This window comes from Hymenobacter ginkgonis (assembly GCF_009755225.1).
Lineage (GTDB): Bacteria > Bacteroidota > Bacteroidia > Cytophagales > Hymenobacteraceae > Hymenobacter > Hymenobacter ginkgonis.
Genome location: NZ_WQKZ01000002.1, coordinates 1,121,049 through 1,146,301 on the forward strand (window position 1 = coordinate 1,121,049; position 25,253 = coordinate 1,146,301).

The following is a 25,253-nucleotide window of genomic DNA, read 5'->3' on the forward strand; positions in this document are numbered from 1 at the left end:
CGCGCGCTTATTTTGTAATGAGCTTGCTTACTTCGGCGTCGTTCACCTGCACCGGGTATTGCTGGCGCAGCTGCTCAATCCACTGTTTTTCGAGGTAGTTCTGGTAGTCGCTGGTGGCTTGGCCGCGGGCGTCGGTCAGCATTTTAGGACCGGCGGGCAAGTTTTGCTTCACCACTACGGCGTAGTAGCGGCCGTCGCGCTGGGTGGTGTAGGTGCCGGCTGGCCGGGTCAGGTAGTCGTCCATCACCTTGTTATCGCCCTTCTGGAAAGTGCGCTGCTGGATTTGTACCGCCAAGGGGTTTTGCTGGTTCAGTATGGCTTCGAGGGCCGCCGGCGAGTTGCTAAAGAACGCCAAGCGCGTATCGCCAGTAGCCGTAGTAGCGGCCGAAGCCGGCGCTAGCGTCAAGCGGCGGCGCTCAATTTTGCCAGCCTTAGCCAAATAGTCGATAGCTGCCGTGGCGCGCTGCCGAGCTAGTGCTGGGCTCTCGCCCTTGCGAATGTGGCCGGCTACCGTCACGGCCAGGGCCGTGTCCTGCGCCAGGCGGCGGGCGGCATCGTCGAGCACGGCCGAGCCACCAGCATTAGCCGGCGTAGCGGTGCCTGCTTTGAAATGCACCAAGGCCGAGCCCGCCTTGCCCGCTACGGCGTAGCGGCCAGCAGCCAGCTCGCGCTGCGCCCGAGCCAATAATTGGGGGGTAGCCGCCGAGATAACAGTGCCCCGGGCCCGCTGCCCAAACTGGTAGTTGGCCTGGTTGGCCATGAAAAACTTACGTAGCCCCGTCGTATCCTCAATGGCCTTGCTCCATACTTTCTCGTCCATCAGTTGGAAGAGCAGGATGCCGTCGCGGTATTCTTGTACGAGCATGCGGTAGTCTTCGTACTTGGTGGGCAAGCTGGCCTTCTCAAAATCGGTCAGGCTTTGGTCCACGTACTGGTCGTAGAGCTGCTGCATGGCAAATGCCGGCTCGGCCGTGGGGCGCGGGCGCTGGTTTTGCTGCACGTAGGTCAGGAAGCTGCTAACGGGGTAGGGCTGGCCTTTAATGGTGAAAAGCGGCAGCTTGTCACCGCCCATTTTCTTGGTATTCTTCGACGCCTTAGCGCCGCTAGCCGTCATGGTAGCGGGGTTGAACTTGTAGCGGCCCTTCACCAACGCCGTATCGGCCTGGGCAAATGCCAGTGCCTTGGCGGCCGGAATCTCCACAAACTGGTCTTCCTGACGAATACGCTTCAGGAACGCGGCCCGGTTCAGCTCCGAGCGCGAGTCTTTGGCCACCTTGCTTTTCAGCGTGGGCTCTAGCGTAGCGAAGGGGGGTAGGGGCTGCTTCTCAATCAGCTTGATGATGTGCCAGCCATAGGGCGTTTGCACCGGGGCCGAAATGTCGCCGGGCTTTTGCAGCTTGAAGGCCACTTCCTCGAACGACGGAATCATGCGGCCGGTGCTGAAGGGCGGCAGCTCGCCGCCGTTGGGGGCCGAGCCAGCATCTTCCGAAAACTGAGCTACTAGCTTGTTCCAGCTTTCGCCCTTACGCAAGCGGGCGTACAGCTCCGCAATTTTCTTGTGAGCCGCCACCGAGTCGGCGCGGGGCGCCTGGGGCGTCACGCGCACCATGAGGTGAGCTACTTTGATTTCGCCCTGGGCCGCGCGGCGGTCATTCACCTTGATGAGGTGGTAGCCGAAGCGCGTGCGAATAGGCTGGCTCACTTGGCCAACGGGCGTGAGGTAAGCGGCCGTTTCGAACGGATACACCATCTGCATAGCCGTGAAATAGCCGAGCTTACCCCCATTTTCTTGGGCCGAGGGGTCTTCGCTGGTGGTGCGGGCCACGGTGCCAAAATCCTCGCCGCCCGTTACGCGCTGGCGCAGGGCCTGTACTTTCTGGTATGCGGCTAGCGTGTCGGCCGGGCTGGCATCGGGCGCTACGCGCACCAAGATGTGCGAGGCGTTTACCTCCTGGCCCATGCGCGCGTAAGCTTCGCGCACCAGTTGGTCGGTCACGCCCTTCTCGGTGAGATAGGGCTGGGCCAGCTGCTGCTTATAGCCGTCGAGCTCGCGCCGAAACGCCTGGGTAGTATCGAGGCCATGCTTCTCGGCATCGAGCACCTTGAGGCGGAAGTTGGTATAGAGCGTGAGGTACTCGTTCACACCGGCGCGGGTGCCGTAGTCGGCGGCCGTGGCGTTATTTTTCCGGTACACGTAGGCAAACTCACTGGCCGGCACTTGGTAAGTGCCCAGCGTTTCGAGGGCGGGGCCGCTGGCAACTGGGGTAGCCCCGGCAGCCAGGGCCGAACTCGCCGACGTAGTGGTAGTAGTGGGCTTGCTAGTCTGGCAGGCGGCCAGCTGCAACAAGGTGGCCGCGGCAGCAGCGCCGGCCAACGGGAGGCGTGAGTGCATAGAGAGAATTAAGCGAACCGGCCTAAGCAGCCTTGGGAAGCAAATCCCACCGCATCAGGCACAATGCTGGTGCAATTTTACGAAGAAAATCGCGGGGGGCGGCAAAATCCGGAAATCAGGAGGGTAGGGGCCGTGGCTTAAAACTAGCACTATAGCTAGCTAAAGCTGCCATAGTGCGCCTGGGGCCGTTTATACTTAGGCCAATTCCTTGGTGAGGTGGCAGATGGTGTGCGAGTTGCGCTCAAAAAACTCGACGCGGTCCATGATGCGCGAAACCAGCGCCATGCCCATGCCACCCCTGCGGCCTTGCCGAATGTACTCGCGCAGGTCGGGGGTAGGGGTAGCGCCGCGGGGCAGAAACAGGTTGCTGCCGTGATCTTCAATCTCGATTTCGAGGCGGTGGTTAACAAGAACCAATATCAAGTCTAAGAATTGGCTCGAATCTTCCTCGTTGGCGTGAATGATAAAGTTGGCCACGACTTCATCAACTGCCAAAACTACTTGGTTAACAATTACTTCGCTACGTTTGCCGGCCAGTAGAAAATCGCGCACGAAGTCGCGCACCTGTTGCAGGTTCTGGCGCGAACAACTAATGCGGATACGGTCCTGCATGGTAGGGAATGGAGAAGGAGAAAGGAGGAGTAAAGAATCAGGGGCAATAATTCTTCACTCTTCCCTTTTCCTTCTTCATGTGGTTAAACGGTCTGAGCTTCTTCGACAGTGGGCACAATGTTCATAAGCGAATCGAGGCCTAGAATCTCAAATACGTTGAACACCTTCTCCTGCATGTTGTAGAAAACCAATTTCACGTCGGAGTCCTGCAGGCGCTGCAAATGGGAGATAAAAACGCCCAGGCCAGCCGAGGAAATGTAGCTCAGCTTTTGGCAGTCGATAAGAACTTTGCGGTAAGTGAGGAGGTCGGGCTTGTTAAGCTCGGTATCGAGTACGACCGCTGAAGACGCGTCTAATTCGCCATCGAGGACGAGAGTGAGCGTGTCGGCGGCGGGTTGAGCAGTTACTTTCATAATAGGCCCCATACGCGGGGGTTAGGCCTGGGGTTGGGCCGATTTGAATTTGATGACGAGCAGTGTTTGGTCGTCGTGCAGGGGTAGGCCCTGGCTAAACTGCTGCACATCTTGCCGGATATGGGTGTTTATTTCCTCGGCCGACTGGTAAAAGCAGGCGCTCAGCATTTCGCGCAGGCGCTCCTCGCCGTATTCGTTGCCTTCGCCATCGCGGGCCTCCACAATGCCGTCGGTGTAAATAACCATGACGTCGCCGGGGTTATAATCCCAAAACTGGGTCTTGACGTACTTTTCGTAGCTGGCATCGCGGATGATGCCTAGCCCCAGCCCTTCGGTGCGGAAGTAGCTCACCTCCTCCTTAATGGAGTGGTAGTAAAGCGTGTGGCAGTGCCCGGCCCGCGCAAAGCTGAAACCACCAGCCTGGTAATCAATCAAGTAGAAAGCCGCTGTGATAAACGACGAGCGCTCTAGGCAGTGGGTGAGGGCCTCGTTGGCCTGCACCATAAAGCGGTGCGGGTCGGGGTAGCGGTTGCGCTCATTCTTGGCCAGGGGGTTGGCCTGCATCAGGGCGTGGAAGATGCCCTTCATCTGCGCGGTGTGGAAGGCCGCCGTTACGCCCTTGCCCGATACGTCGCCGATGAGCACAGCCAGCTTCTGGCCGGGCAGGTGCAAGAAGTCGTAGAAGTCACCGCCTACTTCCTTCGCTGCTTGGGCGTAAGTACTGATTTCAAACCAGTCGTCGGTCGGCAGCTTCTTCGGAATGAGACGCTCCTGCACTAGGGCCGCAATGCGCAGCTCGTCCTGGGTCCGCTGGTTTACGCGCGCCTCGTGGGCCAGCTGCAGGTTTTCGAGGCTGAGAACGGTTTGGCTAGTGAAGGTATTTAGAATACTGCTGTCTTCGCGGTCGAAGCCCTCAAGCTCCTCCTTAAAAAGGACCATCACGCCGTAGTCGTAGCTGGGGCTGCGCAGCGTAAGCACCACTACCGAGCAGAAATGATACCCAAGGCCCGCCAGGCGCTGCGACCGGCCCAGGTCGTTGTCAATTACCTCCAGGCGCTCGTCAATGAGCAAGCCCGCCAAGTTGGCCCGCAGCTTGTCTACATCTGCCGGGGTAAGGTGGTGGAGCAGGGGCATCATTTGGCTGCCGGTCGGGTCGGTGGGCTGGGGGCGGGTATCGAACCAAGCGGCGTCAGCCTGCACCGTTTTAACGGCTGAGTCGAAGAGCGCTTGGTAGATTTCTGGAGCCGTTTGGCCACGCTGAATAATCTGGGTAAGCTGTTGCAAACTCAGAATCTCGTTGCGGCGCTGCTCAAAAACGTCGGCCGTAGGCAAGTTAAAAAACGATACTAACAGCCCCGCTATGGCATAAAAAACGGCGAAGAAGGATGTCAACACCAGAAAGGCCTGCTGGCTAGCGGGCGCCAGCAGCGCCGGGTCGGTTTGGGCCTGCGTGAGGTAGCGCAAAAACAGCAGCAAACACGTCAAAACGCCTATTTGCAGCAAAATGGCCTGCACCTTCTGGCCTTGGCTGAGGTAGGCTACCCAGCGCTGGTGCCCACTGAGGTACACCCCAAACAGGGCTAGCCCGGTAATGAGCACGACCCGCAGCGTGTAGGGCACATTCCAAATAAAAAGCTGCAAGAGCAGGGCTATCCCCAGCGTAAGCTCAAAAACTACCCACTCGCGCCGCAGCTTGCGGCCACCCCGAAACCCCACGAGCGAGCGCCAGGTGTAAAGCGTTTGCGACAGCAGTAAAATAAAGAGCGCCAGTACTACCGTGTAGCTCACGGCCGAGGTAACGTTGCCGGGCAGGGGTAGGGTATGGGCCGCCGTGAGGCGCTCGACGAGCATAGCCGCTACTAGCCCGCCCGTGGCGAGCAAGCTCCGCCAGAATACCTGCCGCAGTAGCGGCACAAAATTGTGCCCGCGCAGGCCTTCGGGCTGCAGGCGGGCATACATAAAAACGAAGGCTGCAAAGCCTGCCTGCGCCAGTAGTAGCACCCAGCGCGGCCACACGTCGGCTTGGTTGGCCAGCGCATGGCTTTGGCTAAGTGTACCCAGCAGCAGAACTACCCAGCAGGCAGCAGCAGCTACCAAAAGCCAGGCAGAGCGGGAAATAGTGGGCATGAGCAAAGGGTAAAAACAACTGCTGGCATTCCCATTTACCTATCGCCACTCAGCCGTTGAAAAACAAAAATACAACGGCCCGCCAAAGTGAAGCGCCTGGCGGGGGGTAGGGCCACCGCCCTACCCCCCTAAAAAAGCGTGAATGCTTAGCGGCTCGAATAGTTAGGCGCCTCGCGGGTAATCTGCACGTCGTGCGGATGGCTTTCGCGCAGGCCGGCCCCGGTGATGCGCACAAACTGGGCCGCTTGCAGGGCGGCCAGGTCGGGGGCGCCCACGTAGCCCATGCCCGCGCGCAGGCCCCCGGCCAGTTGGTACAGCACATCGGCCACGCTGCCCTTAAAGGGTACGCGGCCCACGATGCCCTCGGGCACGAGCTTCTTTACATCGTCTTCGGCGTCTTGGAAGTAACGGTCTTTCGAGCCGCCCTCCATGGCCTCGACCGAGCCCATGCCGCGGTAGCTTTTAAACTGGCGGCCTTCGTAAATAATGAGGTCGCCGGGGGCTTCTTCGGTGCCGGCCAGCAACGAGCCCACCATTACGGCGGCGGCGCCGCCGGCCAGGGCCTTCACAATATCGCCGCTGTACTTGATGCCGCCGTCGGCCACCAGCGTGGCGCCGGTGCCTTCGAGGCCCTTGGCCGCTTCGAGCACCGCCGAGAGCTGTGGCACGCCAATGCCGGCAATAATGCGGGTGGTGCAGATAGAGCCCGGCCCTACCCCCACTTTCACCACGTCGGCGCCGGCGTCGGCCAGGGCGCGGGCGCCGGCAGCGGTGGCCACGTTGCCGGCCATCAGGTCGAGGTCGGGGTAGGCTTGCTTGATGCCGCGCACCGCGTCGAGCACGCCGCGGCTGTGGCCGTGGGCCGTATCGATGCTGATAATATCGACGCCGGCTTCGGCCAGGGCCGCCACGCGCTGCATCAGGTCGGGCGTTACGCCCACGGCGGCGCCCACACGCAGGCGGCCCTGCGGGTCTTTGCTGGCATTGGGCGAGCGGCGGCGCTTGCGAATATCTTTATACGTCATGAGGCCGGTGAGGCGGCCGTCGCCGTCCACGAGGGGCAGCTTGTCCACCTTGCTGTCTTGCAGCAGTTCCTCGGCATCGGCCTGGGCAATGCCGGCGGGCGCGGTTACGAGGCGGCTCAGCGGCACCATCACGGTGGTTACGCTCGGCGTAAGGTCGCGCTCGAAGCGCAAGTCGCGGCTCGTGAGGATGCCGTGCAGGCGGTGGTCGGCGTCCACGATTGGAATACCGCCAATTTCGTGCTTGCGCATGAGGTGGCGGGCGTCGGCCAGCGTGGCGGTGGGGGGTAGGGTGAAGGGGTCCTGGATGAGGGCCGACTCCGAGCGCTTCACGCGGCGCACTTGCTCGGCCTGCTTGCCGATGCTCATGTTTTTATGAATGATGCCGAGGCCGCCCTCCTGGGCAAGGGCAATGGCCATATCAGCCTCCGTCACGGTGTCCATGGCGGCCGATATCAGCGGTACTTGCAGCCGGATGCGGGGGGTAAGCTGGGTACCGGGGTCGCAGTCGCGGGGAAGCACCTCCGAGTAGGCGGGTAGCAGCAGAACGTCGTCGTAGGTCAGAGCCTCGAAGGCGATTTTGGGGGCGGCAGAGTCAGCCATGAGCAAGAGGGTTTTTGAAAAAAGCCTATTGCCAGGCAAATATACGGCGGCGAAGCCCGACCAACACCCCCAAACTGCCGACGAGCATCTGAACCCCTTACCTAGTCTCCCGTTAAACTAACCTGTACACGCCGTACGCCTTCCTGCCACCTTAAAACTATTCGATTATGGTAACTGTCATTTTTCGCCGCGTGCTGCCCCTGCTTGTGTTGGGCAGCCTCGCCCTTAGCTCTTGCGTGGTGCACGAAAGAGGCGGCCCACCTCGCGAGCGGCACGGCCATGGCCGCGGTCGCCCCGGCCCGGGTCCAGGCCCTAGCCGCTTCTAAGCCAACCGCTTTATTGCCTGCAAAAAGACGCCTGCCAAGGCGTCTTTTTTTGTGTTGATAATTTCCCTGCCCCCTCCGTTGGCAGCTGGCCTAGGTACAAAAAAAAGACCTGTCCCAAGCGGGACAGGCCTTTCAACAGGGTTTCCTTTTCCAATTGAGATTCCCTTAAGATTTTACCTTGCCAAGTGCCGGGCCAAGGGTAGGCTTAGCCGCAGCAATAAATAATTTATTGACTAACAAATAACTCGCCTTGTAGTTAGCTACGCCGCTTTTCGGGCGTAGAATAACTGCACGGTAGCGCTGATAAGTAAGGCAAAAATACGCAGGCCAGCCGCTTGCGTCAGCATTCTAGCCGACGAACCGAGGCGTTTGGTCGGCAGGCGGGTCAGCTTAGCGGTTAAAAATGGCCGCTTAGGGCATTGCTGCTAAACAATTGCGGGGTGGCCATCGTCTTACCCGCGTTCAAATTCAAGAACCTTTTCCTTTATGTCTAAGACCTGGTTTATTACCGGCGCCAGCACCGGTTTCGGGGCCGCGCTGGCCGATTTAGTGCTCGAAAAGGGCGACAAAGTAGCCGCCACTTTCCGCCAGCAGGCGCAAGCCGACGAATTCAGCCAAAAAGTGGGCGCCAACGGCAAAGGCCTAGTGGCCGATGTGGCCGACGAAGCCGCCGTGAAAAAAGCCGTGGCCGACGCCATCGCCGCCCTCGGCCACCTCGACGTGGTCGTGAACAATGCCGGCTACGGCTCGATGGGCCCCATTGAGGAGATTGACGATGCCGAGGTGCAGCGCCAGTTCGACATCAATGTGTTTGGCCCGCTGCGCGTTATCCGGGCGGTGCTGCCCCACTTGCGGGCGCGCAAAAGCGGCCACATCCTCAACATTACCAGCATCGGGGGCCTGCGGGCTTTTCCGGGGGTAGGGATTTACAACGGCTCGAAATTCGCCCTCGAAGGCATTGGTGAAAGCTTGGCCGTGCAGGTGGCACCCCTCGGGATTCACGTCACCAACATCGAGCCCAGCGGCTTCCGCACCGACTGGGCGGGCCGCTCGGCTACCTTCACCGAGCCCGCTATTGAAGACTACCGCGCCACGGCCGGCAAGAACATGGCCGATATTCAGGGCTACAGCGGCCAGCAGCCCGGCGACCCAGTGCGCGCCGCCCAGGCCATGTTCGACCTCGTGCGCATGGACAACCCGCCCCTGCACCTGCCCCTGGGCAAAGCAGCCGTGAAGGGTGCCCTCGATAAATTTGCTACCATCACCAAAGAAGTGGAGCAGTACGCCCACATTGGCAACGGGGCCGATTTTCCGAGCTAGCAGCGAAGCCTGCATAACGCAGCAAAACAGCAGCAAACGGTTGTCATTGCGCGCCTAGCGAAGCAGTGACAACCGTTTTTTTGCCCCAATTAGCCTGTGGGTTGGCTGGCGAGTAAAACCGCTTTTATCGCAGTCGCGCGTACTTTGTGGTATGTCCCACGCCAAGCCGCCTACCCCCTCCACCGACTTCGAAGCCCAGAGCTGGCAGCACCTGCAAGACCTGTTGTTTCACGATACCTGGGATGCCCGCCTGGGGCGCTACCGCTCGCCGTTTGTGTACCGCGGCATGCGCAGCTTCGGCTATAAGCTCAGCACCAGTTTGCAGCGCTTGAGCGGCGAATACCAGCACCTGGAACACCACTTGCTGCGCAATTTCCGCAAGTACGCCCGCGATACGACTACCCCCCCCAGTGCCACGGTATGGGACTGGCTGGCCCTGGCCCAGCACCACGGCCTGCCCACCCGCCTGCTCGACTGGACGTACTCGCCCTACGTGGCGCTGCACTTCGTCACCGACGACCTGCACGCTTACCACCAAGACGGTATTATTTGGGCGCTCAACTACGTGAAAGCCGCCGAGCACCTGCCGCCCGCCCTGCGCGGCGCGCTCGCCAGCGAGGGCTCCAATGTGTTCACCTCAGAGCTGCTGGCGCCGGCCGTGCCAAGCCTGCGGGCCCTCGAAGATTTGCAGCCCGAGCCCTTCGTGCTGTTTTTGGAGCCGCCTTCGCTCGATGCGCGCATTGTGCACCAGTACGCGCTGTTTTCGCTCATGAGCACCTCGCAGGCCATGTTGCATACCTGGCTGGCCGCGCGCCCCGAGCTGTATTTCCGCATCCGTATTCCGGCCCGCCTCAAGTGGGAAATTCGCGATAAGCTCGACCAAGCCAACATCACCGAGCGCGTGCTGATGCCCGGTCTTGGCGGCCTCAGCCGCTGGCTGCACCGGCACTACTCGCCAGCCCGTGGCCGCTCGGCTACTGGTGAAGGCAGCGAACTGCCCGGCTGATGTTAGGGGGTAGGGAAAAGTAGGCACACCTCTTCAGAACGTCATGCTTCGACTGCGCGCAGCCTGCATAGTTGAACGGCCCTCTTGATGCAAGCGAGAGATGCTTCGGCTGCGCGCAGATAATATTTTTTCAAATCTCTATCGGCTTCCTTTTTCTGCTGTTTTAAATAACAACAGCTTGATTGTCAAAGCAACACACAATGATAAGCTTTGTACCGGCACAACTTTTTTTGTGCTACCGTATGAACTTCTTGTACTGACTCACCAAGTTCTAGGACGTTCCGAGGCGCTTTTTGGTGAGTTTGGTTGGTATGTGTTCCATCGGCTTATCGGGCCACGGGTGGCGTGGGTATCTGCCTTTCAGGTCTTTACGCACCTCAAAGTAACCTTTCTCCCAAAACGAACGCAAGTCGCGCGTTACTTGCGCCGGCCTACCCCCCGGCGACAGCAGATGCAGCAGTAGCGGTACGCGGCCCGCGGCTACGGTAGGCGTTTCAGTGAGGCCAAATAGTTCTTGCAGCTTCACGGCCAGCACGGGGGTAGTGGGGTCGGCATAGTCGAGGGTGACGTGCGAGCCGCTGGGCACTTCGAGGGCGGCGGGCGCCAAGCGGTCGAGCTCTTGGCGCTGGGCCCAGCCGCCGGGCAGCCGCGCCAGCAGCGGCTCCACGAGGTCGAGGCGCTGCACCTGGTCGAGGCTTTTGAGGCCGGCTAGGTGCGGCCCCAGCCAGGTCGGCAAGTCGGCCAGCAGCGCGTCATCACCAAACGAAGGCCACGGCTCGCCGCCCACCAGTTGGTGCAAAAATTCTAGGCGCTGCCGCAGTTGGTGCGCCCCGGCGGTCCAGTTCAATTTACTTAGACCTGCCTCCTGCAAATAGCCCAGCAAGGCCTGGGCCACCAGCGCCGCATTGGGCTGGCCAATGGTTGTTTCGGAGAGGAGCAGCGCCCCCAGGCGGCGCACGCGGCGGCCGGCTACGCGCTGGGTAGTGGGGTCGTAGCGCACCTCATCGGTAGTCAGGATTTGCTCAACAAAGGCCGTTTCGAGCTCCTCACGGTCGAGCGGCGCGGCCAGGGTGGCGCGGGGCGCGGCGGCGGTGCCCGCCAGGTAAGCCACCGCAAAAAAGGTTGCCTGCGGGTCCACGTCTTCCGTTTTCAAGCTCACGCGCTGCCCCGTGACGAGGCGCAGGCGGTCGGGCGCCTCGCGCTGAGCCAGCCGGTCGGGGTAGGCCAGCGCGGTAAGCAAGCCCACCGGCGCCGCAGCAAGCGACTGCGTTAGCGCGTTGTCCTTGCTGGAACCCTGGCGGCTTTGCAGGTGGCGGGCCACGTCGCGCACGCGCTGCAAAGTAGCATGGTGCAGCGCCAGGCCCGGCAGCGGCGCCCGGCCGCTGGCCAGCGCTTCGAGCCGCAGGCGCAGGTCGGGGGGTAGGGGGCGCGGGTCGTTGGGGGTGGCCCAGCGCAGTAGGTCGCGCTCGGCCAGCAAAGCCGCCAGCGCCGCCGCGGCGGGGCCGTGGCCCAGCTCGGTGCCGCGCACTACCAAGTGGCCCAGGCGCGGCGGCAGGCCTAGCTTGGCCAGCTGGCGGCCGTGGGGGGTAGGAGTTAGTTTTAAGGAGGAAGTAGGCAGGAGAAAGGAGAAATTGTTGCCGGCCGCTACTCCTTCATTCCTCCTGCCTGCTTCCTCATTTTTCAGCGCGCCCAGTCGCAGCAGCAACTCGCGTGCCTGGGCCACGGCCGCGGCGGGCGGCACATCGAGCCAACGCAAACTCGTGGGGTCGGCGGCGCCCCACAGCGCCAGTTCCAGCACCAGGCCGCTAAGGTCGGCAGTGTGGATTTCGGGCGGGCGGTGGGCCGGTAGCTGGTGCTGCTCGGCCTCCGTCCAGAGGCGGTAGCAGGTGCCGGGCGCCAAGCGGCCGGCGCGGCCCCGGCGCTGGTCGGCACTGGCGCGGGCCACGGGCACCGTCTCCAACGTGGTGAAGCCAGTGCGCGGCACGAAGCGGGGCACGCGCGCAAAGCCGCCGTCAATCACCACCCGCACCCCCTCGATGGTGAGGCTGGTTTCGGCGATGCTGGTGGCCAAAATCACCTTGCGCCGGCCAGCCGGGGCAGGGCGCAGGGCAGCGTCCTGGGCGTCGAGCGGCAGCTCGCCGTGCAGCAGGTGCAGGTCGGTGGTGGGGGGTAGGGAATCGCTGAGCTTTCTACCTACGCGCTGCAAATCGGCTACGCCGGGCAAGAACACCAGCACGTCGCCGGCGTGCGCGGCCAGGGCTTCGCGCACTTGCGCGGGCACCAGCTCGGCCAGCCGTTCGCTGGGCTTATTGGGCAACGCGGCGGCGCGGCGCGGGTCGAGGTACTGCGTTTCGATGGGAAATAAAAAGCCCGCCGACGACACCACCGGCGCGGGTAGCCACTGCCCCAGCCGCTGCGCCTCCAGGGTGGCCGACATCAGCACAATGCGCAGTTCGGGCCGCAGCACGGCTTGCGCATCCAAGGCCAGCGCCAGGCCGAGGTCGGCGTTCAGGCTGCGTTCGTGAAACTCGTCAAATACCACGCAGGCCACCTCTTCGAGTGCGGGGTCGTCTTGCAGCATCCGGGTCAAAATACCTTCGGTAATCACCTCAATGCGCGTGTCTTTCGATACTTTGCTGTCGAGGCGCACGCGGTAGCCCACGGTGCGGCCCACGGGCTCGCCCAGCAGCTGGGCCAGGCGGGCGGCGGCGGCGCGGGCGGCCAGCTGGCGCGGTTCCAAGACCAGTATTTTTTGGGCCGGCGCGCGCCAGTCGGCGGCCAGCAGGGCCAGCGGCACCACGGTGGTTTTGCCGGCGCCGGGCGGCGCTTCGAGCACCGCACGCGCGTTGGTTTCGAGAGCCGCCAGCAGCTCGGGCAGGGCAGCTACAACGGGTAAATCGGGGAAGGGCGGAAGGCGGAAAGCAGCGGACACCCGCCAAAATTACACCCGCTGCAAGTGCCACAGGTCCACCTTCAGCGGGCCGCCCGCGTGCAGCACCGGCGCGCCGAGGGGGGTAGGCAGGCCGTGGCTTTCAACCAGCGTCGAGTCGTAGGCCAAGAGTTCGGCCTCGCGTAAAGGCCACGGCTGGTGCGCAATGCGGCCGCGGTACAGCTTCTCGCCGCGCCCTACCCCCTGCCCACTAGCTGCATACAAGGCGTAGCGCTCGGTAAGAAAAAAAGCCAGCGAGCCGGGTTCGGTGGGGGGTAGGAGCTCGCCCAGCGCCCAGGTGGCGCTAAAGTGCGCGTCGGGCGCACCGTTGTGCACGCGGTGGCCAGTGTAGTGCAGCTGCTCGGCGGTGGGCCGCTCGAGGTGCAAATGGGCCCGAAAATAGGGCAGGTAAAAAAACGTGCGCGCCGCCCATACCGCCAGCGGGTTGGTGGCGTCGAGCGAAAAAAACCACACGCCCGGCACGCCATCTAGGTGCACGTAGGTGCGCACGTTCAGCTCCAAAAACTCGCGCACGCCCGGCACCGGCGGCGTAATGCGGCTGTGTACATTCCACATTCGGAAGGGCACCACGCCCAGCCAGGCGTAGCCATCGTGGGTGTCTATTTGCAGGCGCGCGGGCAAGTGGGGTTGCAACAGCTCGGCCGGCACCGGCCAGTGCATAAAAAGCAAGTCGCCCCACTCTTGGTGCATGAGGGGCCAGCCGGTGGGGCGCTCGCGCATGGCCAGGCGGTCGGCTAGGGTGGGGGAGGAGGGCATGGGGTGGGCTTTAAAACATAAAGAACGTCCTGCTGCGCCCCGCGCAGCCTCTTGCGTGCAGCAATAATTAACTCGTTCAGGGAGGTGAGCGAGATGCTGCGCGGGGCGCAGCAGGACGTTCTTTTTAGTAATCTTACTTGCTCAATACACCGGCACGTTGGGGTCTACGCTGAGGCTCCAGGCATCGATGCCACCCCTTAAGTTAAGCAAATTTTCGTGGCCTAGCCGGTGCTGCAAATAAGCCAGCGCCTGCGCCGAGCGCACGCCGTGGTGGCAAATAAGCACCACTGGCCCCTGGGTACGGATTTCGGCGGCGCGGCGCGGAATTTCGCCCAGCGGAATAAGCACACTGCCCGCAATGCGGCAGTAGTCAAATTCCATTTCTTCGCGCACATCCACGAGCTGAATGTCTTCGCCAGCGGCGAGGCGAGCGTGCAGGGCGGCGGGGGTAAGGTCGGGCAGCATAGCGCAAAAGTACCCCCGCCGGCTACCTTGCGCGGCTTTTACGCTTCTGCTATGCTCCTCGACCTTGCCAGCCTGCCCGCCGAAATCCTGGCCGCCGTGCGCACCACCGATTCGCTCGAAGTAGCTGGCGTAGTCACGGGCATCATTTGCGTGTGGCTGGCGGCCCGCAGCAACATCTGGAATTTTCCGGTGGCCATCGTCAGCTGTGGGCTCTACCTGCTGGTGTTTGTGCGAGCGCGGCTGTACTCCGATGCTGGTTTGCAGCTGGCTTTCATTGCGTTGGCCGCGTATGGCTGGTGGGCTTGGCTGCGGCGCCAGCGCCAAAGCAGTACGTCCGGCCCGCACCCCGAGTCCACCGACGTAACGCTGCCCATCACGCGCACATCGGCGGGGCTCTGGGCGCTACTGGTGGGGGTAGGCGCCGCCTATGCCCTGGGGGCCGGCTACTTGTTTGCGCGCCACACCGACGCAGCCCTACCCTACTACGACAGCACCACCACGGCCATCAGCCTGGTGGCGCAGTACCAGCTCTCGCGCCGCAAAATCGAAAACTGGCTGCTCTGGATTAGTGTCGATGTCGTGTACGTAGGCATTTATTGGCACCGCGGCCTGGCGCTCACCAGCCTGCTCTACGCCGTGTATTTAGCCCTGGCCGCCTACGGCTACTGGGAGTGGCTGCGCGAAGTAAAAAGAGCGAAAGTTTTGGCTTAAAAACAGTTGTCGTGTTGCCTCGCCATGACAGAAAAAGAAACCCTTCAGCGCATCTCCCTCACCGGCCCCGAATCGGCGGGGAAATCTACCTTGGCCGCGCAGTTGGCGGCGCACTACGGCACCACGTTCGTGCCCGAGTTTGCCCGAGCTTATCTGGAAACACACGGCCCCGCCTACACCCTGCCCGACCTGGAAGCCATTGCCCGCGGCCAGCTGGCCGCCGAAGACCAGGCTGCCGCCCACGCTACCAGCCGGCTCTTTTGCGATACCGACTTGCTGGTGATTAAAATCTGGGCTGAGAATGCCTTCGGCACTTGCCCGGCCTGGGTACTGGCCGAGCTGGCGCGGCCCCGCTACGTCCTTACCCTGCTGCTAGCCTCCGACCTGCCCTGGGCGCCCGACCCCCTGCGCGAACACCCCGACCCCGCCCAGCGTAAGCATTTCTACAACTTGTACCGCGCCGAACTTGTAGGGCGCAGCTGGCCCTTTGCCGAAATCAGCGGGGCGCCGGCCCAACGCTTTGCCCAAGCCTGCGCCGCCGTAGAGGGGGTAGGGTAGGCCGCGGTCCTCTTTGTGCTTGCGGCGGCCAGCCACCATTCACTTTATATCAGCCATATGCCTACGCTTACTTCTGCCACGGCCCACGTCGAAATAGCGGCCCACGGGGCCGAGCTCACCAGCTTCAAATCGTTGGCCACGGGCCTCGAATACGTGTGGCAAGCCGACCCGGCGCAGTGGGCGCGCCACGCGCCGCTGCTGTTCCCGATTGTGGGGCGCCTGCCCGACGACACCTATCTGCACGAGGGCCAGCCGTACAAGCTGCCCCAGCACGGCTTCGCACGCGACCAAGAGTTTATGCTCATCAAGCACGACGCTACCAGCCTCACGTTTCAGCTGATGGCCAGCGCCGCCAGCCGCGCCGTGTACCCGTTCGAGTTTGAGCTGCGAGTGCGCTACAAACTGCGCGGCGCCATGCTCACGGTGGGCTGGCACGTGCGCAACCCGGCGGCTTCGGGCCACGATTTGTTGTTCAGCATCGGGGCGCACCCGGCCTTCAATTGCCCATTGCAGCCCGGGGCAGGCGAGCAATTTAGCGACTACGCTTTTCACTTCGACCACCCCGTGACGCTCGCGCGCCAGCTGCTGCGCGGCGGCTTGCGCAGCGGCGAAACGGCGCCCGTGCTCGCTCAGCAAGCGGCCCTACCCCTCACCTACGAGCTATTTGCCGACGATGCGCTGGTATTCGACCACTTCGACTTCACCCGCCTCACCCTGCAAAAAGCTGACAAGACCGGCCCTTTCGTGCGCATGCAGTTCGATGGCTTCCCCTACCTCGGCCTCTGGACCAAAGGCCCCGGCGCGGCCTTCGCCTGCATCGAGCCCTGGCAGGGGGTAGCCAGCCCAGCGGGCCCACCGCAGGAGCTGCGCGACAAAGAAGGCATCCTCACCCTGGCGCCCAGCCAGGAATTTGAGGCGAGCTACTCGATTGAGATTGGGTAAGAATCGGGATTAGTGCAACTAGCAGAACAATAGTTAAAGAACGTCATGCTGAGCTTGCCGAAGCATCTCTACCACGCCGTAACGGTGTAGTAGAGATGCTTCGGCAAGCTCAGCATGACGTCCCTTTTTTCTGAATATTTTAGTATTAAATAATTGATTTTCTGTTTATACCTCTACCGGGCGGCGGTTGTAATCGGGCTCCCAGTCGTTGATGGGGCGCGAGATGCCGGGGGGTAAATCGAGGTCGGGCAGGCCGGGCTCGTGGGGCTCGCCGCCGCCGTCGTCGTCGCTAGATGGCGGGGGGGTAGGCGGCACGCCGCGCCGCCGCGGTATCACCATAAAAAGCGTAAATACCGCGAGCATAACCATGGCAAAAAGTAGCTGATGCATAAGGCAGGACGGTAGAATAGGAGCTAGCAGAAGAACGGGGAAGAGGCCATCAAAAAAGCCGCCCGCCAGCAGCAGCCGGCATTGGCAACGTAAACGGGCGGCCCAGCGTTGTGCCCCGGCCCGCACAAGTGCTAAGATAACTGATGCTCAGCAAATGAAAAAGGTCAACGGAACGCATTAAGGTAAAAAAAGCCGTGCTCCCGCTTGCTTGGTGTATCTTTGCACCCTGTTTAGGGGTGCTAGCGCAGATTATCCTGCGCTGGCTGAGATTACACCCATTGAACCGGAACCGGGTAATGCCGGCGTCGGGAAAAACAATCCGCGAGCGTTTCCGCCCTTGCACCGACCCCTGGGGCCGGGGCGCGTTCTACTTATTCCTTTTTCATTTTTGAAAACTGTACTCTTTGCGGGGGCGGCGCTGCTGGCGCTGGCTACCGCGCCGGCGTGGGCGCAAGGCCCCGTGTCCGGCACCATCACCGATGCCCGCACGGGCGAGGCGCTGCCGGGTGCTACCATTTTGCTCGATGGCGCCGCCATCGGGACCACGAGCGCGGCGGGCGCGTTCAATTTGTCGGCAGTGCCGGCTGGCAGCCACGAGCTGCGCATCACGTTTCTGGGCTACGAGCCGCTAGTGCGGCAGGTGCGCGGCCAAGGTGCTGAGCAGCAATTTAATGCGCAATTGTTGCCGGGCGGCGTGCTCACGGGCGAGGCGCTCATCACGGCCTCGCGGGCCAGCGACCGCACCGCCACGGTGTATACTAACCTCAGCAAGCAAGACCTCAACAAGCGCAATTTTGGCCAAGACTTGCCTTATCTGCTCGACCAAACGCCCTCGGCCGTGGTCACCTCCGACGCCGGGGCGGGGGTAGGGTACACCGATATCCGCATTCGGGGCACGAGCAGCACGGGCATCAATACCACCATTAACGGCGTGCCCCTGAACGACCCCGAATCGCACGGCTCGTTTCTGGTGAATTTGCCCGATTTGGCGTCGTCCGTTAACAGCTTGCAGGTGCAGCGGGGGGTAGGCACTAGCCAGAACGGCAGCGCTGCCTTCGGGGCCAGCATCAACATCTCGACCCTCGACAACCGCCGCGAGGCCTACGCCGAAACCCAAAACAGCTACGGCTCCTTCAACACCTGGAAAAACAACGTGTCGTTTGGTACCGGCTTGGTGGGCAAGTACTTCACGTTTGACGGGCGCCTGTCGCGCATTGCCAGCGACGGCTATATGAACAAGGCGGCTTCCGATTTGAAGTCGTATTATTTCGCCGCGGGCTATCAAAACAAGAGTACGCTGCTCAAATTCATCACCTTTTCGGGCCGCGAAAAAACCTACCAGGCCTGGAACGGCGTGCCCGAACCCGCCCTCACCGGTAACCAGGCCCAGCTTCAGACCTACCTTGACAACGGCGAGCTGAGCGCCGCCGACGCGGCCCGCGTGCGCCAGGAAGGCCGCCGCTACAGCTACTACACCTACGACAACCAGACCGACAACTACCAGCAAAACCACTACCAGCTGCACCTCTCGCAAGGCCTGGGCTCAGATTGGAACTTGGGGGCGGCGCTGCACCTCACGCGCGGCTTTGGCTACTACGAGAGCTACCGTGCTAACCGCAAATTTGCGGACTACGGCTTGCAAAACGTGGTTTTGGGTGGCGATACGCTCACAAAAACCAACCTCGTGGACCGTAAGTGGCTGGATAACTATTTCTACGGTGGCACCTTCGCGCTCAACTACCAGCCCAAGGACAACGATAAGATTCAGGCCACGCTGGGCGGCGGCTGGAACCGCTTCGACAACGACCACTACGGCGAAATTATTTGGGCGCAGTACGCCTCCACCAGCACGCTGGGCCAGCGCTACTACTTCAATACGGCTCGCAAAACCGACTTCAACGCCTACGCCCGCGCCACCTGGCAGGTGCTACCCTGGCTGGGCCTGTACGGCGACGCGCAAGTGCGCCGCATCCTCTACAAAATCGATGGGGTAGAGGACGAGCAAAACGACGTGACCACCCGCGCCAACTACACATTTTTCAACCCCAAAGCTGGCGCTACTATTGCGCTCGGCCACGGGCAGCAGCTTTACGGCAGCTTTGCCGTGGGCCAGCGCGAGCCAGTGCGCGCCGACTTCACCGACCGCCAGGCCGGCTACCCGCCCGCCCAGGCCGAGCGCCTGAATGACTTCGAGGCGGGTTACCGCTTCACCCGCGCCGACTTGGGCTTTCTGGGGCCGCGCACGGCCGTGCGCGTCGAGGCCAACTACTTCGACATGACGTATCGCAACCAGCTCGTGGCTACCGGCCAGCTCAACGATGTGGGCACCGCCCTGCGCACCAACGTGGCCCGCAGCTACCGGCGGGGGGTAGAGCTGACCGGCTTCGTAGCGGCCGATGATAAAATCAGCCTCAGCAGCACGCTCACCCTCAGCCGCAACCGCATTCTGGACTACCACGACGTGACCTATGACGCTAACTACGCGCCCGTAGTAGCCGCCGAAGGCCGTACTACTACCATCTCCTACTCGCCGTCGGTGGTGTCGGCGCATACCCTCGAAGGCCAGCCGCTCAAGGGCTTACGCGTGGCGGCGCTCTACAAAACGGTGAGCCGCCAGTACCTCGACAACTCGACCAACGAGGGCCGCAGCATCAACCCCTACCAGGTGCTCGATTTGCGCCTGCGCTACGCCCTGCACCCGTCGTTTATGAAGGAAATCGAGTTGGCGCTGCTCGTCAGCAACGTGCTCAACCGCGAGTACGTGGCCAATGGCTACACCTACGGCTACATCGGCGTGAGCGGCCAGCAAGAAACCTTCAACTGGTATTACCCGCAGGCCACGCGCAACTACTTGGGCTCGGTGAACTTGCGGTTCTAAGGTGGGTTAGCTATGAGTATCCCACTCCCTACCCCCTCATCATGTGATGAGGGGGTAGGGAGTGGGATACTCATTCAGGCACAAGCATCGGCGCTAGCTAGGGCAGTATCTTTGCGTATATAACGGTAGCGCGTAGTTGCCGTACTCTGCGCATGCCTCGATTCATTTTTTGCCTGCTGGCCGTGCTCGTTGGCTGGCGTCCGCTGGCCGCGGCGCCTACCCCCGTCGCGGGCTCTGCGCCGATTACCATCGCCGCCGCCGCCGACCTGAAGTATGTGCTCGATTCGCTGGTCACGATTTATAACCGCCAGCACCCGCAGGCCAAGGCCAGCGTGGTGTATGGCTCGTCGGGCAAGTTTTACGAGCAACTGAGCCACGGCGCGCCGTTCGATATGTTTTTTTCGGCTGACAGCGAGTACCCTAAGCGCTTGCAGCAGGCCGGCCTCACGGCCAGCGCCCCGCAACCTTATGCCATGGGGCGGCTGGTGCTGTGGAGCAAAAAGCTGAATCCCAGCACCAAGGGCATCAATACCTTGCTCGACCCGCAGGTGAAGCGCGTGGCTATTGCCAACCCCGCCCACGCCCCCTACGGCCGCAGCGCCGAACAAACCCTGCGCTACTACAAGCTCTACGACCAAGTAAAACCGAAGCTGGTGCTGGGCGAAAACATTGCTCAAACGGCACAGTACGCCGCCACCGGCGCCGCCGACGCGGGCCTGCTGGCTTACTCGCTGGCGCTCAGCCCCGAGCTGCGCCGGGCTGGCCGCTTCTACCTTATTCCGGCCACCGTGCACGCGCCCTTGCAGCAGAGCTACGTGGTGCTGAAGCGCGCCCAAGGCAATGCCACCGCTACTGCTTTCGCCGCCTTTATGGCGAGCCCGGTAGCCCGGCAAGCACTGAAAAAGTATGGGTTCGGGCTGTGATGGCAGGTCAAAAAAGGAACGTCCTGCTGCGCCGGCCGAAGCAGTTCTACCACGCCGATGGGCTTGCGGTTCAACAATGCGAGCGAGCTGCTTCGACAAGCGCAGCAGGACGTTCTGTTTGATTCCTAATTTCTAATTCGTAATCCTAAAAAAGTGCCCCCCGACTACTGGCAAACCCTGCGCCTGACGCTGGCCCTGGCCGCCTGCACCACGGTGCTGCTGCTGGGGCTGGGCATTCCGGTGGCATATGCGCTGGCACACACGCGCAGCCGGCTGCGCCCGCTGGCCGAGGCGGTGGTGAGCTTGCCGCTGGTGCTACCGCCCACGGTGATAGGGTTTTACCTGCTGCTGGCCTTTAGCGACAGCACGGCGCTCGGGCGGTTTTTAAGCAATCAGTTGGGGCTGAGCCTGAACTTCACGTTTACCGGCATCTTGCTAGGGTCGCTGGTGTACTGCCTGCCGTTTATGGTGCAGCCTTTGCAGGCAGGTTTTGCGCAGGTGCCGCGCTCGCTCACGGAGGCCTCCTACACGCTGGGCAAGTCGCGCCTCACTACGCTGTGGCGGGTGCTGCTGCCTAATATGAAACCGGCGCTGCTCAATGGCGCGGTGCTCACGTTTGCCCACACACTGGGCGAATTTGGGGTGGTGCTGATGATAGGGGGTAGCCTGCCCGGCCGCACGCGGGTGGCCTCCATCGCCATCTACGACGAGGTGCAGAGCCTGCACTACGACCAAGCTAACGCTTACGCGCTCACGCTGTTGGTATTGGCTTTCGTGATTTTGGTGGGGCTGTATTGGTTTACTAAAAAAGACGCCACCCGCCGCCTGTTGTAGCTGCCCGTGATTGACCTCCACCTGATCAAAGCCCTGCACACCGCCGCTGGCCCGCGCACCCTCGACGTGCGCCTCACCCTACCCCCCGGTGAGGTGCTGGCCCTCAGTGGCCCCTCGGGGGCGGGCAAAACCACACTGCTGCGCTTGCTGGCTGGCCTCAGCCGGCCCGATGGCGGGTTTCTGCAAGTAGAGGGCCAGGTGTGGTACAGCCACGAGCGCGGCCAATGGCTGCCCCCGCAGCGCCGCCCGCTGGGCTTCGTGTTTCAAGACTACGCGCTATTTCCGAACATGACGGTGCGCGAAAACCTGGCCTTCGCCGCCGAAGGCCAGCCCCAAGCGCGCCAGATTATTGACGGGCTACTAGAGCTGCTGGAGCTAACCGAGCTGGCTCCGCGCCGGCCGGCGGCACTCTCCGGAGGGCAGCAGCAGCGCGTGGCGCTGGCCCGCGCCCTGGCGCGCCGCCCGCGCCTGCTGCTGCTCGACGAGCCGCTCTCGGCCCTCGACCTGGCTACCCGCCTGCGTTTGCAGCAGGCCCTGGCCGACATCCACCGCGAGTTCAAGCTTACTACCGTGCTCATCAGCCACGACCCAGCCGAAATTGCCCGCCTCGCTACCCGGGTGGTAGAGCTCGACCTAGGCCAGGTGGTGCGCGTGGGGCCGCCGGTGCCGGTGGCTGCCTTGGGCACTACGGTAGGGGGTAGGGTAGTGGCCGTGCTGCCCGGCGGGCACCTGCGCGTGCAGCTGGGGGGTAGCGCCACGCTGGTAGAAGTGCCGGCGCCTACGGGCCCACCCTACGCCCCCGGCGACGAGCTAGCCCTGAGCTTGGCCGTAGTGCCTGCCCGCCGCGATTAGCCGCTAGCCACTGGGTTATATTTGTCTGAAACCTTATTGCCCACCCGCCCATGTCTTCCATTGCCGACGTGCTCTCGCCCGAAGCCAAAGCCCACACTGCCCAAAAAGGCAGCACCAACGCCAACGGCTTCACCGATTATTTTGACCTCGACGGCTTGCTTACGGAGGAGCATATCCTCATCCGCCAGAGCATCCGCGACTTTGTTAAAAAGGAAATTTCGCCCAACATTGAGAAGTGGGCGCAGCAGGCACATTTCCCCTCAGAAATCGTGCGCAAGTTTGGCGAGGTAGGTGCGTTTGGCCCCACTATCCCGCAGGGATACGGCGGCGGGGGCCTCGACTACATCAGCTACGGCCTTATTATGCAAGAGATTGAGCGCGGCGACTCGGGCATGCGCTCTACGGCGTCGGTGCAGGGCTCGCTCGTAATGTTTCCCATCTACCAGTACGGCTCGGAGGAGCAGCGCCGCAAGTACCTGCCCAAGCTGGCCAGCGGCGAGTGGCTGGGCTGCTTCGGCCTCACCGAGCCCGACCACGGCTCGAACCCCGGCGGCATGACCACCAACATCCGTGAGGAAGGCGACCATTATATTCTCAATGGCGCTAAGCTCTGGATATCGAACTCGCCCGAGTGCCAGGTAGCCGTGGTGTGGGCCAAAAACGAGCAGGGCCGCATCAAAGGCGTCATCGTGGAGCGTGGCATGCCCGGCTTTACTACCCCCGAAATTCACAACAAGTGGAGCCTGCGCGCCAGCACCACCGGCGAGCTGGTGTTCGACAACGTACAGATTCCGAAAGAGAATATCCTGCCCAACGTCGAGGGCCTGAAAGGTCCGCTCAGCTGCCTCGACTCAGCCCGTTTTGGCATTGCGTGGGGCGCCATCGGCGCGGCCATCGACTGCTACGAATCAGCCCTGAAGTACAGCTTGCAGCGCGAGCAGTTCGGCAAGCCTATCGCTGGCTTCCAGCTCCAGCAGCGCAAGCTGGCCGAAATGATTACCGAAATCACTAAAGCCCAGCTGATGGCTTGGCGCCTGGGCGTGCTCAAAAACGAAGGCAAGGCCACCAGCGCCCAAATATCGATGGCCAAGCGCAACTCCGTCGATATGGCTTTGCACGTGGCCCGCGAGGCCCGCCAGATTCACGGCGGCATGGGCATCACGGGCGAATACCCCATTATGCGCCACATGATGAACCTCGAATCGGTCATTACTTACGAGGGCACGCACGATATTCACCTACTCATTACGGGCGCCGATATTACGGGTATTCAAGCGTTTAAGTAGTTGTATTACTACACAAAAAAGGCCACTCATAATTTGTGAGCGGCCTTTTTTGGGTAGCAACGTCTTAATTTTTCTCCAGCAGGTATACCGTTTGATTGACGAAGGTTGTTCCTCCTTTTGCAAAGGAAGATGGTGTGGTACTAACTACGTGCCAGCCAGTCTTGGTCAGCTCGTTTACTTTGGCTAGTGCCACTTTTTGAACTTCTACATAGCCAGTCGTAACCTTCTCAGCACTTCGAATTTTAACGTCAACTGCTTGTTCAGATTGCTGGCCGTTAGGCATAACGGTTGTTACGTTGGCATCGGCTGAGAAGGTGTTCAATGTAAAATTGCAGACAACCATCATATAGCCAGCGGGTTCGGCAGCTTTCGGATAAAAAGCCCAGGAACTGGCGGCGGCCAAGGTCAGGCCAAGAAAAAGTAGCGATTTTTTCATTTTTAGGGTGCAGATAAAAAAGCAGGGAAAATAGGATTGCAAGCTAATGCGCAATTGCCACATCAGAAAAAAATAGCGGTTATATTTTAATACTGCTAGTTCTGCGCGTAGCGCATTTCCTCATAAGTATGATTATTAGGATAGATGCCTGTGCGCAAGTTCTACAATTGTGAGAAAAGCGCTAACTGATATTATGCCAGCAGCTTCAGCAAATCACCGTTTTCCTTGCCACGCCAACCCATACCCTGCGCCGGCACAGCTTTGTGCGCGAGCCGAAGTCGGTAGCGAAGCTTATGCGACAGGGCTTCATCAAGCAGCAATTTCATGGGCCAACTCAACTCGTAGATGTATGGGTAGTAAGGCCGCTGGTGCCGCATTAGGCACGCGCTTAATCTGCCCTTTCTCCACTGTCGGATAATCCAGCAAAAATTCAATCAGCGGGTGGCTCGCCCCCAAATAGCTGACTAAACGGCTTATAGACACCCACGTGCCCGTAAAAGCTGGCGTGCTGTCCGCTATTTCCGGGTTGATGATGATGAGGTCGGTGCGTAATATAGCAAGATGTACGAAGCTCCATTCTCAACGGTAAGTCCCTACCCCCCGTATAGCTAGCAGTACTAATTCCCCTCCTCAGCTATGTCGACCCCAGCAGAAGAATACCAGCCCCACGAAAACGCCGAAACCCGCCGCCAAGAGCGCCGCGAACACGATAAAGAAGCTTACCAAGAGCAAGGCGATGACATGCGCCAGGGTGGCCCCGACCCCGACCTGGCCCACCGCCTCCGCACCCGCTCGGGCGATGGCAATTTCGACCCCAACGTGCAGGCCGAAGATGGCACCAGCGATGGCGTAGCTGCCCACATCGGCAGCAGTGGCCAGGGCGCCAGCAAGCGCGGCCACGACACCGAGCAAAACAGCAACAAAGCCCCCGACCGCCTCGACCAACGCAACGTGGATGGCGGCGATTTGAAAGACTAGCCTTCGCTAAAATTGATTCCGGAAAGCCCGTCGTGTTCAGCACGTCGGGCTTTTTTAGTGTGGCGTTTTCGGGGCTTTCCCCGCGTTCGCCGTAATTTGCCCGCATGAAGCCCGCTACGCCCCTTGTTTTGCTGGAATGCCTGGTTGCCGGCACTTCCCACCGCCCCGAATTACCCAAGCAAGAAAAGTCGCTTAAAATCGGCCAGACCCTGCGCCTCGAGCGCGAAGCCGACAGCAAGTACGACGACTGGGCGGTGAAAGTACACTCGGGCGCAGCCGACGACAAGGCCAGTATCTGGCTCGGCTACCTGCCCGAAACCCGCAACGAAACCGTGGCCCGCCTGCTCGACGCGGGCTACCCCCTCACGGCGCGCTTAGCCCACAAAGCTTGGGAAGACGACTGGTTGCACCTCGAAATAGAAGTGCTGCTGCCCCGCGATTAGCGTTGTTTTTGCCGCTGCTCGGGAGCTTTT

24 protein-coding genes and 1 riboswitch are annotated in these 25,253 nt (G+C 61.5%); of the genes, 12 read left to right on the forward strand and 12 right to left on the reverse strand.

Annotated features, from left to right (window positions below; all coding sequences use genetic code 11):
- Positions 1 to 7: 7 nt before the first annotated feature.
- From GO988_RS10540 to guaB, 5 genes are all read right to left on the reverse strand, one after another.
- Positions 8 to 2,392, reverse strand: coding sequence for a peptidylprolyl isomerase (locus tag GO988_RS10540; RefSeq protein WP_157564980.1), 2,385 nt, complete (start codon positions 2,390 to 2,392; stop codon positions 8 to 10).
- A gap of 195 nt (positions 2,393 to 2,587) precedes the next feature.
- A complete protein-coding gene (locus GO988_RS10545; protein WP_157564982.1) occupies positions 2,588 to 3,004 on the reverse strand; it encodes an ATP-binding protein in 417 nt (138 codons plus the stop codon).
- A gap of 83 nt (positions 3,005 to 3,087) precedes the next feature.
- Positions 3,088 to 3,417 carry an STAS domain-containing protein gene (locus tag GO988_RS10550; protein WP_157564984.1) on the reverse strand — a complete coding sequence of 110 codons (330 nt, stop codon included), beginning with the start codon at positions 3,415 to 3,417 and terminating at the stop codon, positions 3,088 to 3,090.
- Between the two features lie 21 nt (positions 3,418 to 3,438).
- A complete protein-coding gene (locus tag GO988_RS10555) occupies positions 3,439 to 5,544 on the reverse strand; it encodes a PP2C family protein-serine/threonine phosphatase (protein WP_157564986.1) in 2,106 nt (701 codons plus the stop codon).
- A 146-nt stretch (positions 5,545 to 5,690) separates the two neighbouring features.
- Positions 5,691 to 7,169, reverse strand: a complete 1,479-nt coding sequence (gene guaB, locus GO988_RS10560) for an IMP dehydrogenase (protein WP_157564988.1) — start codon at positions 7,167 to 7,169, stop codon at positions 5,691 to 5,693.
- 812 nt (positions 7,170 to 7,981) lie between these two features.
- On the opposite strand from guaB, the gene GO988_RS10565 reads away from it, so the two are divergent.
- Both GO988_RS10565 and GO988_RS10570 read left to right on the forward strand, forming a co-directional pair.
- Positions 7,982 to 8,815 carry an oxidoreductase gene (locus GO988_RS10565; RefSeq protein ID WP_157564990.1) on the forward strand — a complete coding sequence of 278 codons (834 nt, stop codon included), beginning with the start codon at positions 7,982 to 7,984 and terminating at the stop codon, positions 8,813 to 8,815.
- Positions 8,816 to 8,966: 151 nt separating this feature from the next.
- On the forward strand, positions 8,967 to 9,821 hold the full coding sequence (locus GO988_RS10570; RefSeq protein ID WP_157564993.1) for an FRG domain-containing protein: 855 nt from the start codon (positions 8,967 to 8,969) through the stop codon (positions 9,819 to 9,821).
- Positions 9,822 to 10,092: 271 nt separating this feature from the next.
- Here the strand turns inward: GO988_RS10570 and hrpB are convergent, their stop codons facing one another.
- The 3 genes from hrpB to GO988_RS10585 all read right to left on the reverse strand — a co-directional run bounded on the left by hrpB (position 10,093) and on the right by GO988_RS10585 (position 13,992).
- Positions 10,093 to 12,753 (reverse strand): ATP-dependent helicase HrpB, encoded by a 2,661-nt coding sequence (gene hrpB, locus GO988_RS10575; RefSeq protein ID WP_317164836.1) that lies wholly within the window; start codon positions 12,751 to 12,753, stop codon positions 10,093 to 10,095.
- Between the two features lie 9 nt (positions 12,754 to 12,762).
- Positions 12,763 to 13,527, reverse strand: coding sequence for a YqjF family protein (locus GO988_RS10580; RefSeq protein ID WP_157564995.1), 765 nt, complete (start codon positions 13,525 to 13,527; stop codon positions 12,763 to 12,765).
- A 141-nt stretch (positions 13,528 to 13,668) separates the two neighbouring features.
- On the reverse strand, positions 13,669 to 13,992 hold the full coding sequence (locus tag GO988_RS10585; protein ID WP_157564997.1) for a rhodanese-like domain-containing protein: 324 nt from the start codon (positions 13,990 to 13,992) through the stop codon (positions 13,669 to 13,671).
- Positions 13,993 to 14,043: 51 nt separating this feature from the next.
- Here GO988_RS10585 and pnuC point away from each other — a divergent pair, with 51 nt between their 5' ends.
- From pnuC to GO988_RS10600, 3 genes are read left to right on the forward strand one after another with little or no spacing between them, the layout of a single operon-like run.
- Positions 14,044 to 14,703: a nicotinamide riboside transporter PnuC gene (gene pnuC, locus GO988_RS10590; protein WP_157564999.1), complete on the forward strand. Its 660-nt coding sequence runs from the start codon at positions 14,044 to 14,046 to the stop codon at positions 14,701 to 14,703.
- 24 nt (positions 14,704 to 14,727) lie between these two features.
- Positions 14,728 to 15,261 (forward strand): AAA family ATPase, encoded by a 534-nt coding sequence (locus GO988_RS10595; protein ID WP_157565001.1) that lies wholly within the window; start codon positions 14,728 to 14,730, stop codon positions 15,259 to 15,261.
- 57 nt (positions 15,262 to 15,318) lie between these two features.
- Positions 15,319 to 16,203, forward strand: a complete 885-nt coding sequence (locus tag GO988_RS10600) for an aldose 1-epimerase family protein (protein ID WP_157565003.1) — start codon at positions 15,319 to 15,321, stop codon at positions 16,201 to 16,203.
- 165 nt (positions 16,204 to 16,368) lie between these two features.
- Here GO988_RS10600 and GO988_RS10605 read toward each other — a convergent pair whose 3' ends face one another.
- Positions 16,369 to 16,593, reverse strand: coding sequence for a hypothetical protein (locus tag GO988_RS10605; RefSeq protein WP_157565005.1), 225 nt, complete (start codon positions 16,591 to 16,593; stop codon positions 16,369 to 16,371).
- Between the two features lie 222 nt (positions 16,594 to 16,815).
- A riboswitch (TPP riboswitch) is annotated at positions 16,816 to 16,922 on the forward strand.
- A 59-nt stretch (positions 16,923 to 16,981) separates the two neighbouring features.
- On the opposite strand from GO988_RS10605, the gene GO988_RS10610 reads away from it, so the two are divergent.
- The 5 genes from GO988_RS10610 to GO988_RS10630 all read left to right on the forward strand — a co-directional run bounded on the left by GO988_RS10610 (position 16,982) and on the right by GO988_RS10630 (position 23,366).
- Complete coding sequence (locus GO988_RS10610) at positions 16,982 to 19,471, forward strand: TonB-dependent receptor (RefSeq protein WP_157565007.1); 2,490 nt, start codon at positions 16,982 to 16,984, stop codon at positions 19,469 to 19,471.
- 152 nt (positions 19,472 to 19,623) lie between these two features.
- The gene (modA, locus tag GO988_RS10615) at positions 19,624 to 20,394 is read left to right on the forward strand and encodes a molybdate ABC transporter substrate-binding protein (RefSeq protein ID WP_157565008.1); all 771 of its coding nucleotides are present in this window, start codon (positions 19,624 to 19,626) and stop codon (positions 20,392 to 20,394) included.
- A 153-nt stretch (positions 20,395 to 20,547) separates the two neighbouring features.
- On the forward strand, positions 20,548 to 21,228 hold the full coding sequence (modB, locus tag GO988_RS10620; RefSeq protein ID WP_317164837.1) for a molybdate ABC transporter permease subunit: 681 nt from the start codon (positions 20,548 to 20,550) through the stop codon (positions 21,226 to 21,228).
- Positions 21,229 to 21,234: 6 nt separating this feature from the next.
- Positions 21,235 to 22,080, forward strand: a complete 846-nt coding sequence (locus GO988_RS10625; protein WP_317164838.1) for an ATP-binding cassette domain-containing protein — start codon at positions 21,235 to 21,237, stop codon at positions 22,078 to 22,080.
- 50 nt (positions 22,081 to 22,130) lie between these two features.
- Positions 22,131 to 23,366, forward strand: coding sequence for an acyl-CoA dehydrogenase family protein (locus GO988_RS10630; protein ID WP_157565010.1), 1,236 nt, complete (start codon positions 22,131 to 22,133; stop codon positions 23,364 to 23,366).
- 64 nt (positions 23,367 to 23,430) lie between these two features.
- On the opposite strand, the gene GO988_RS10635 is transcribed toward GO988_RS10630, so the two are convergent.
- From GO988_RS10635 to GO988_RS24750, 3 genes are all read right to left on the reverse strand, one after another.
- Positions 23,431 to 23,802: a hypothetical protein gene (locus GO988_RS10635; protein ID WP_157565011.1), complete on the reverse strand. Its 372-nt coding sequence runs from the start codon at positions 23,800 to 23,802 to the stop codon at positions 23,431 to 23,433.
- 191 nt (positions 23,803 to 23,993) lie between these two features.
- A complete protein-coding gene (locus GO988_RS24410) occupies positions 23,994 to 24,128 on the reverse strand; it encodes a hypothetical protein (protein ID WP_262885664.1) in 135 nt (44 codons plus the stop codon).
- Complete coding sequence (locus GO988_RS24750) at positions 24,112 to 24,357, reverse strand: DUF433 domain-containing protein (protein ID WP_394351223.1); 246 nt, start codon at positions 24,355 to 24,357, stop codon at positions 24,112 to 24,114. The genes GO988_RS24410 and GO988_RS24750 overlap by 17 nt, the downstream gene beginning before the upstream one ends.
- Before the next feature lie 81 nt (positions 24,358 to 24,438).
- Between GO988_RS24750 and GO988_RS10645 the strand changes: the two genes are divergently transcribed.
- Together GO988_RS10645 and GO988_RS10650 are read left to right on the forward strand one after the other, a co-directional pair.
- On the forward strand, positions 24,439 to 24,780 hold the full coding sequence (locus GO988_RS10645) for a hypothetical protein (RefSeq protein ID WP_157565012.1): 342 nt from the start codon (positions 24,439 to 24,441) through the stop codon (positions 24,778 to 24,780).
- A 104-nt stretch (positions 24,781 to 24,884) separates the two neighbouring features.
- On the forward strand, positions 24,885 to 25,223 hold the full coding sequence (locus GO988_RS10650; RefSeq protein ID WP_157565013.1) for an HIRAN domain-containing protein: 339 nt from the start codon (positions 24,885 to 24,887) through the stop codon (positions 25,221 to 25,223).
- Positions 25,224 to 25,253 lie beyond the last annotated feature (30 nt).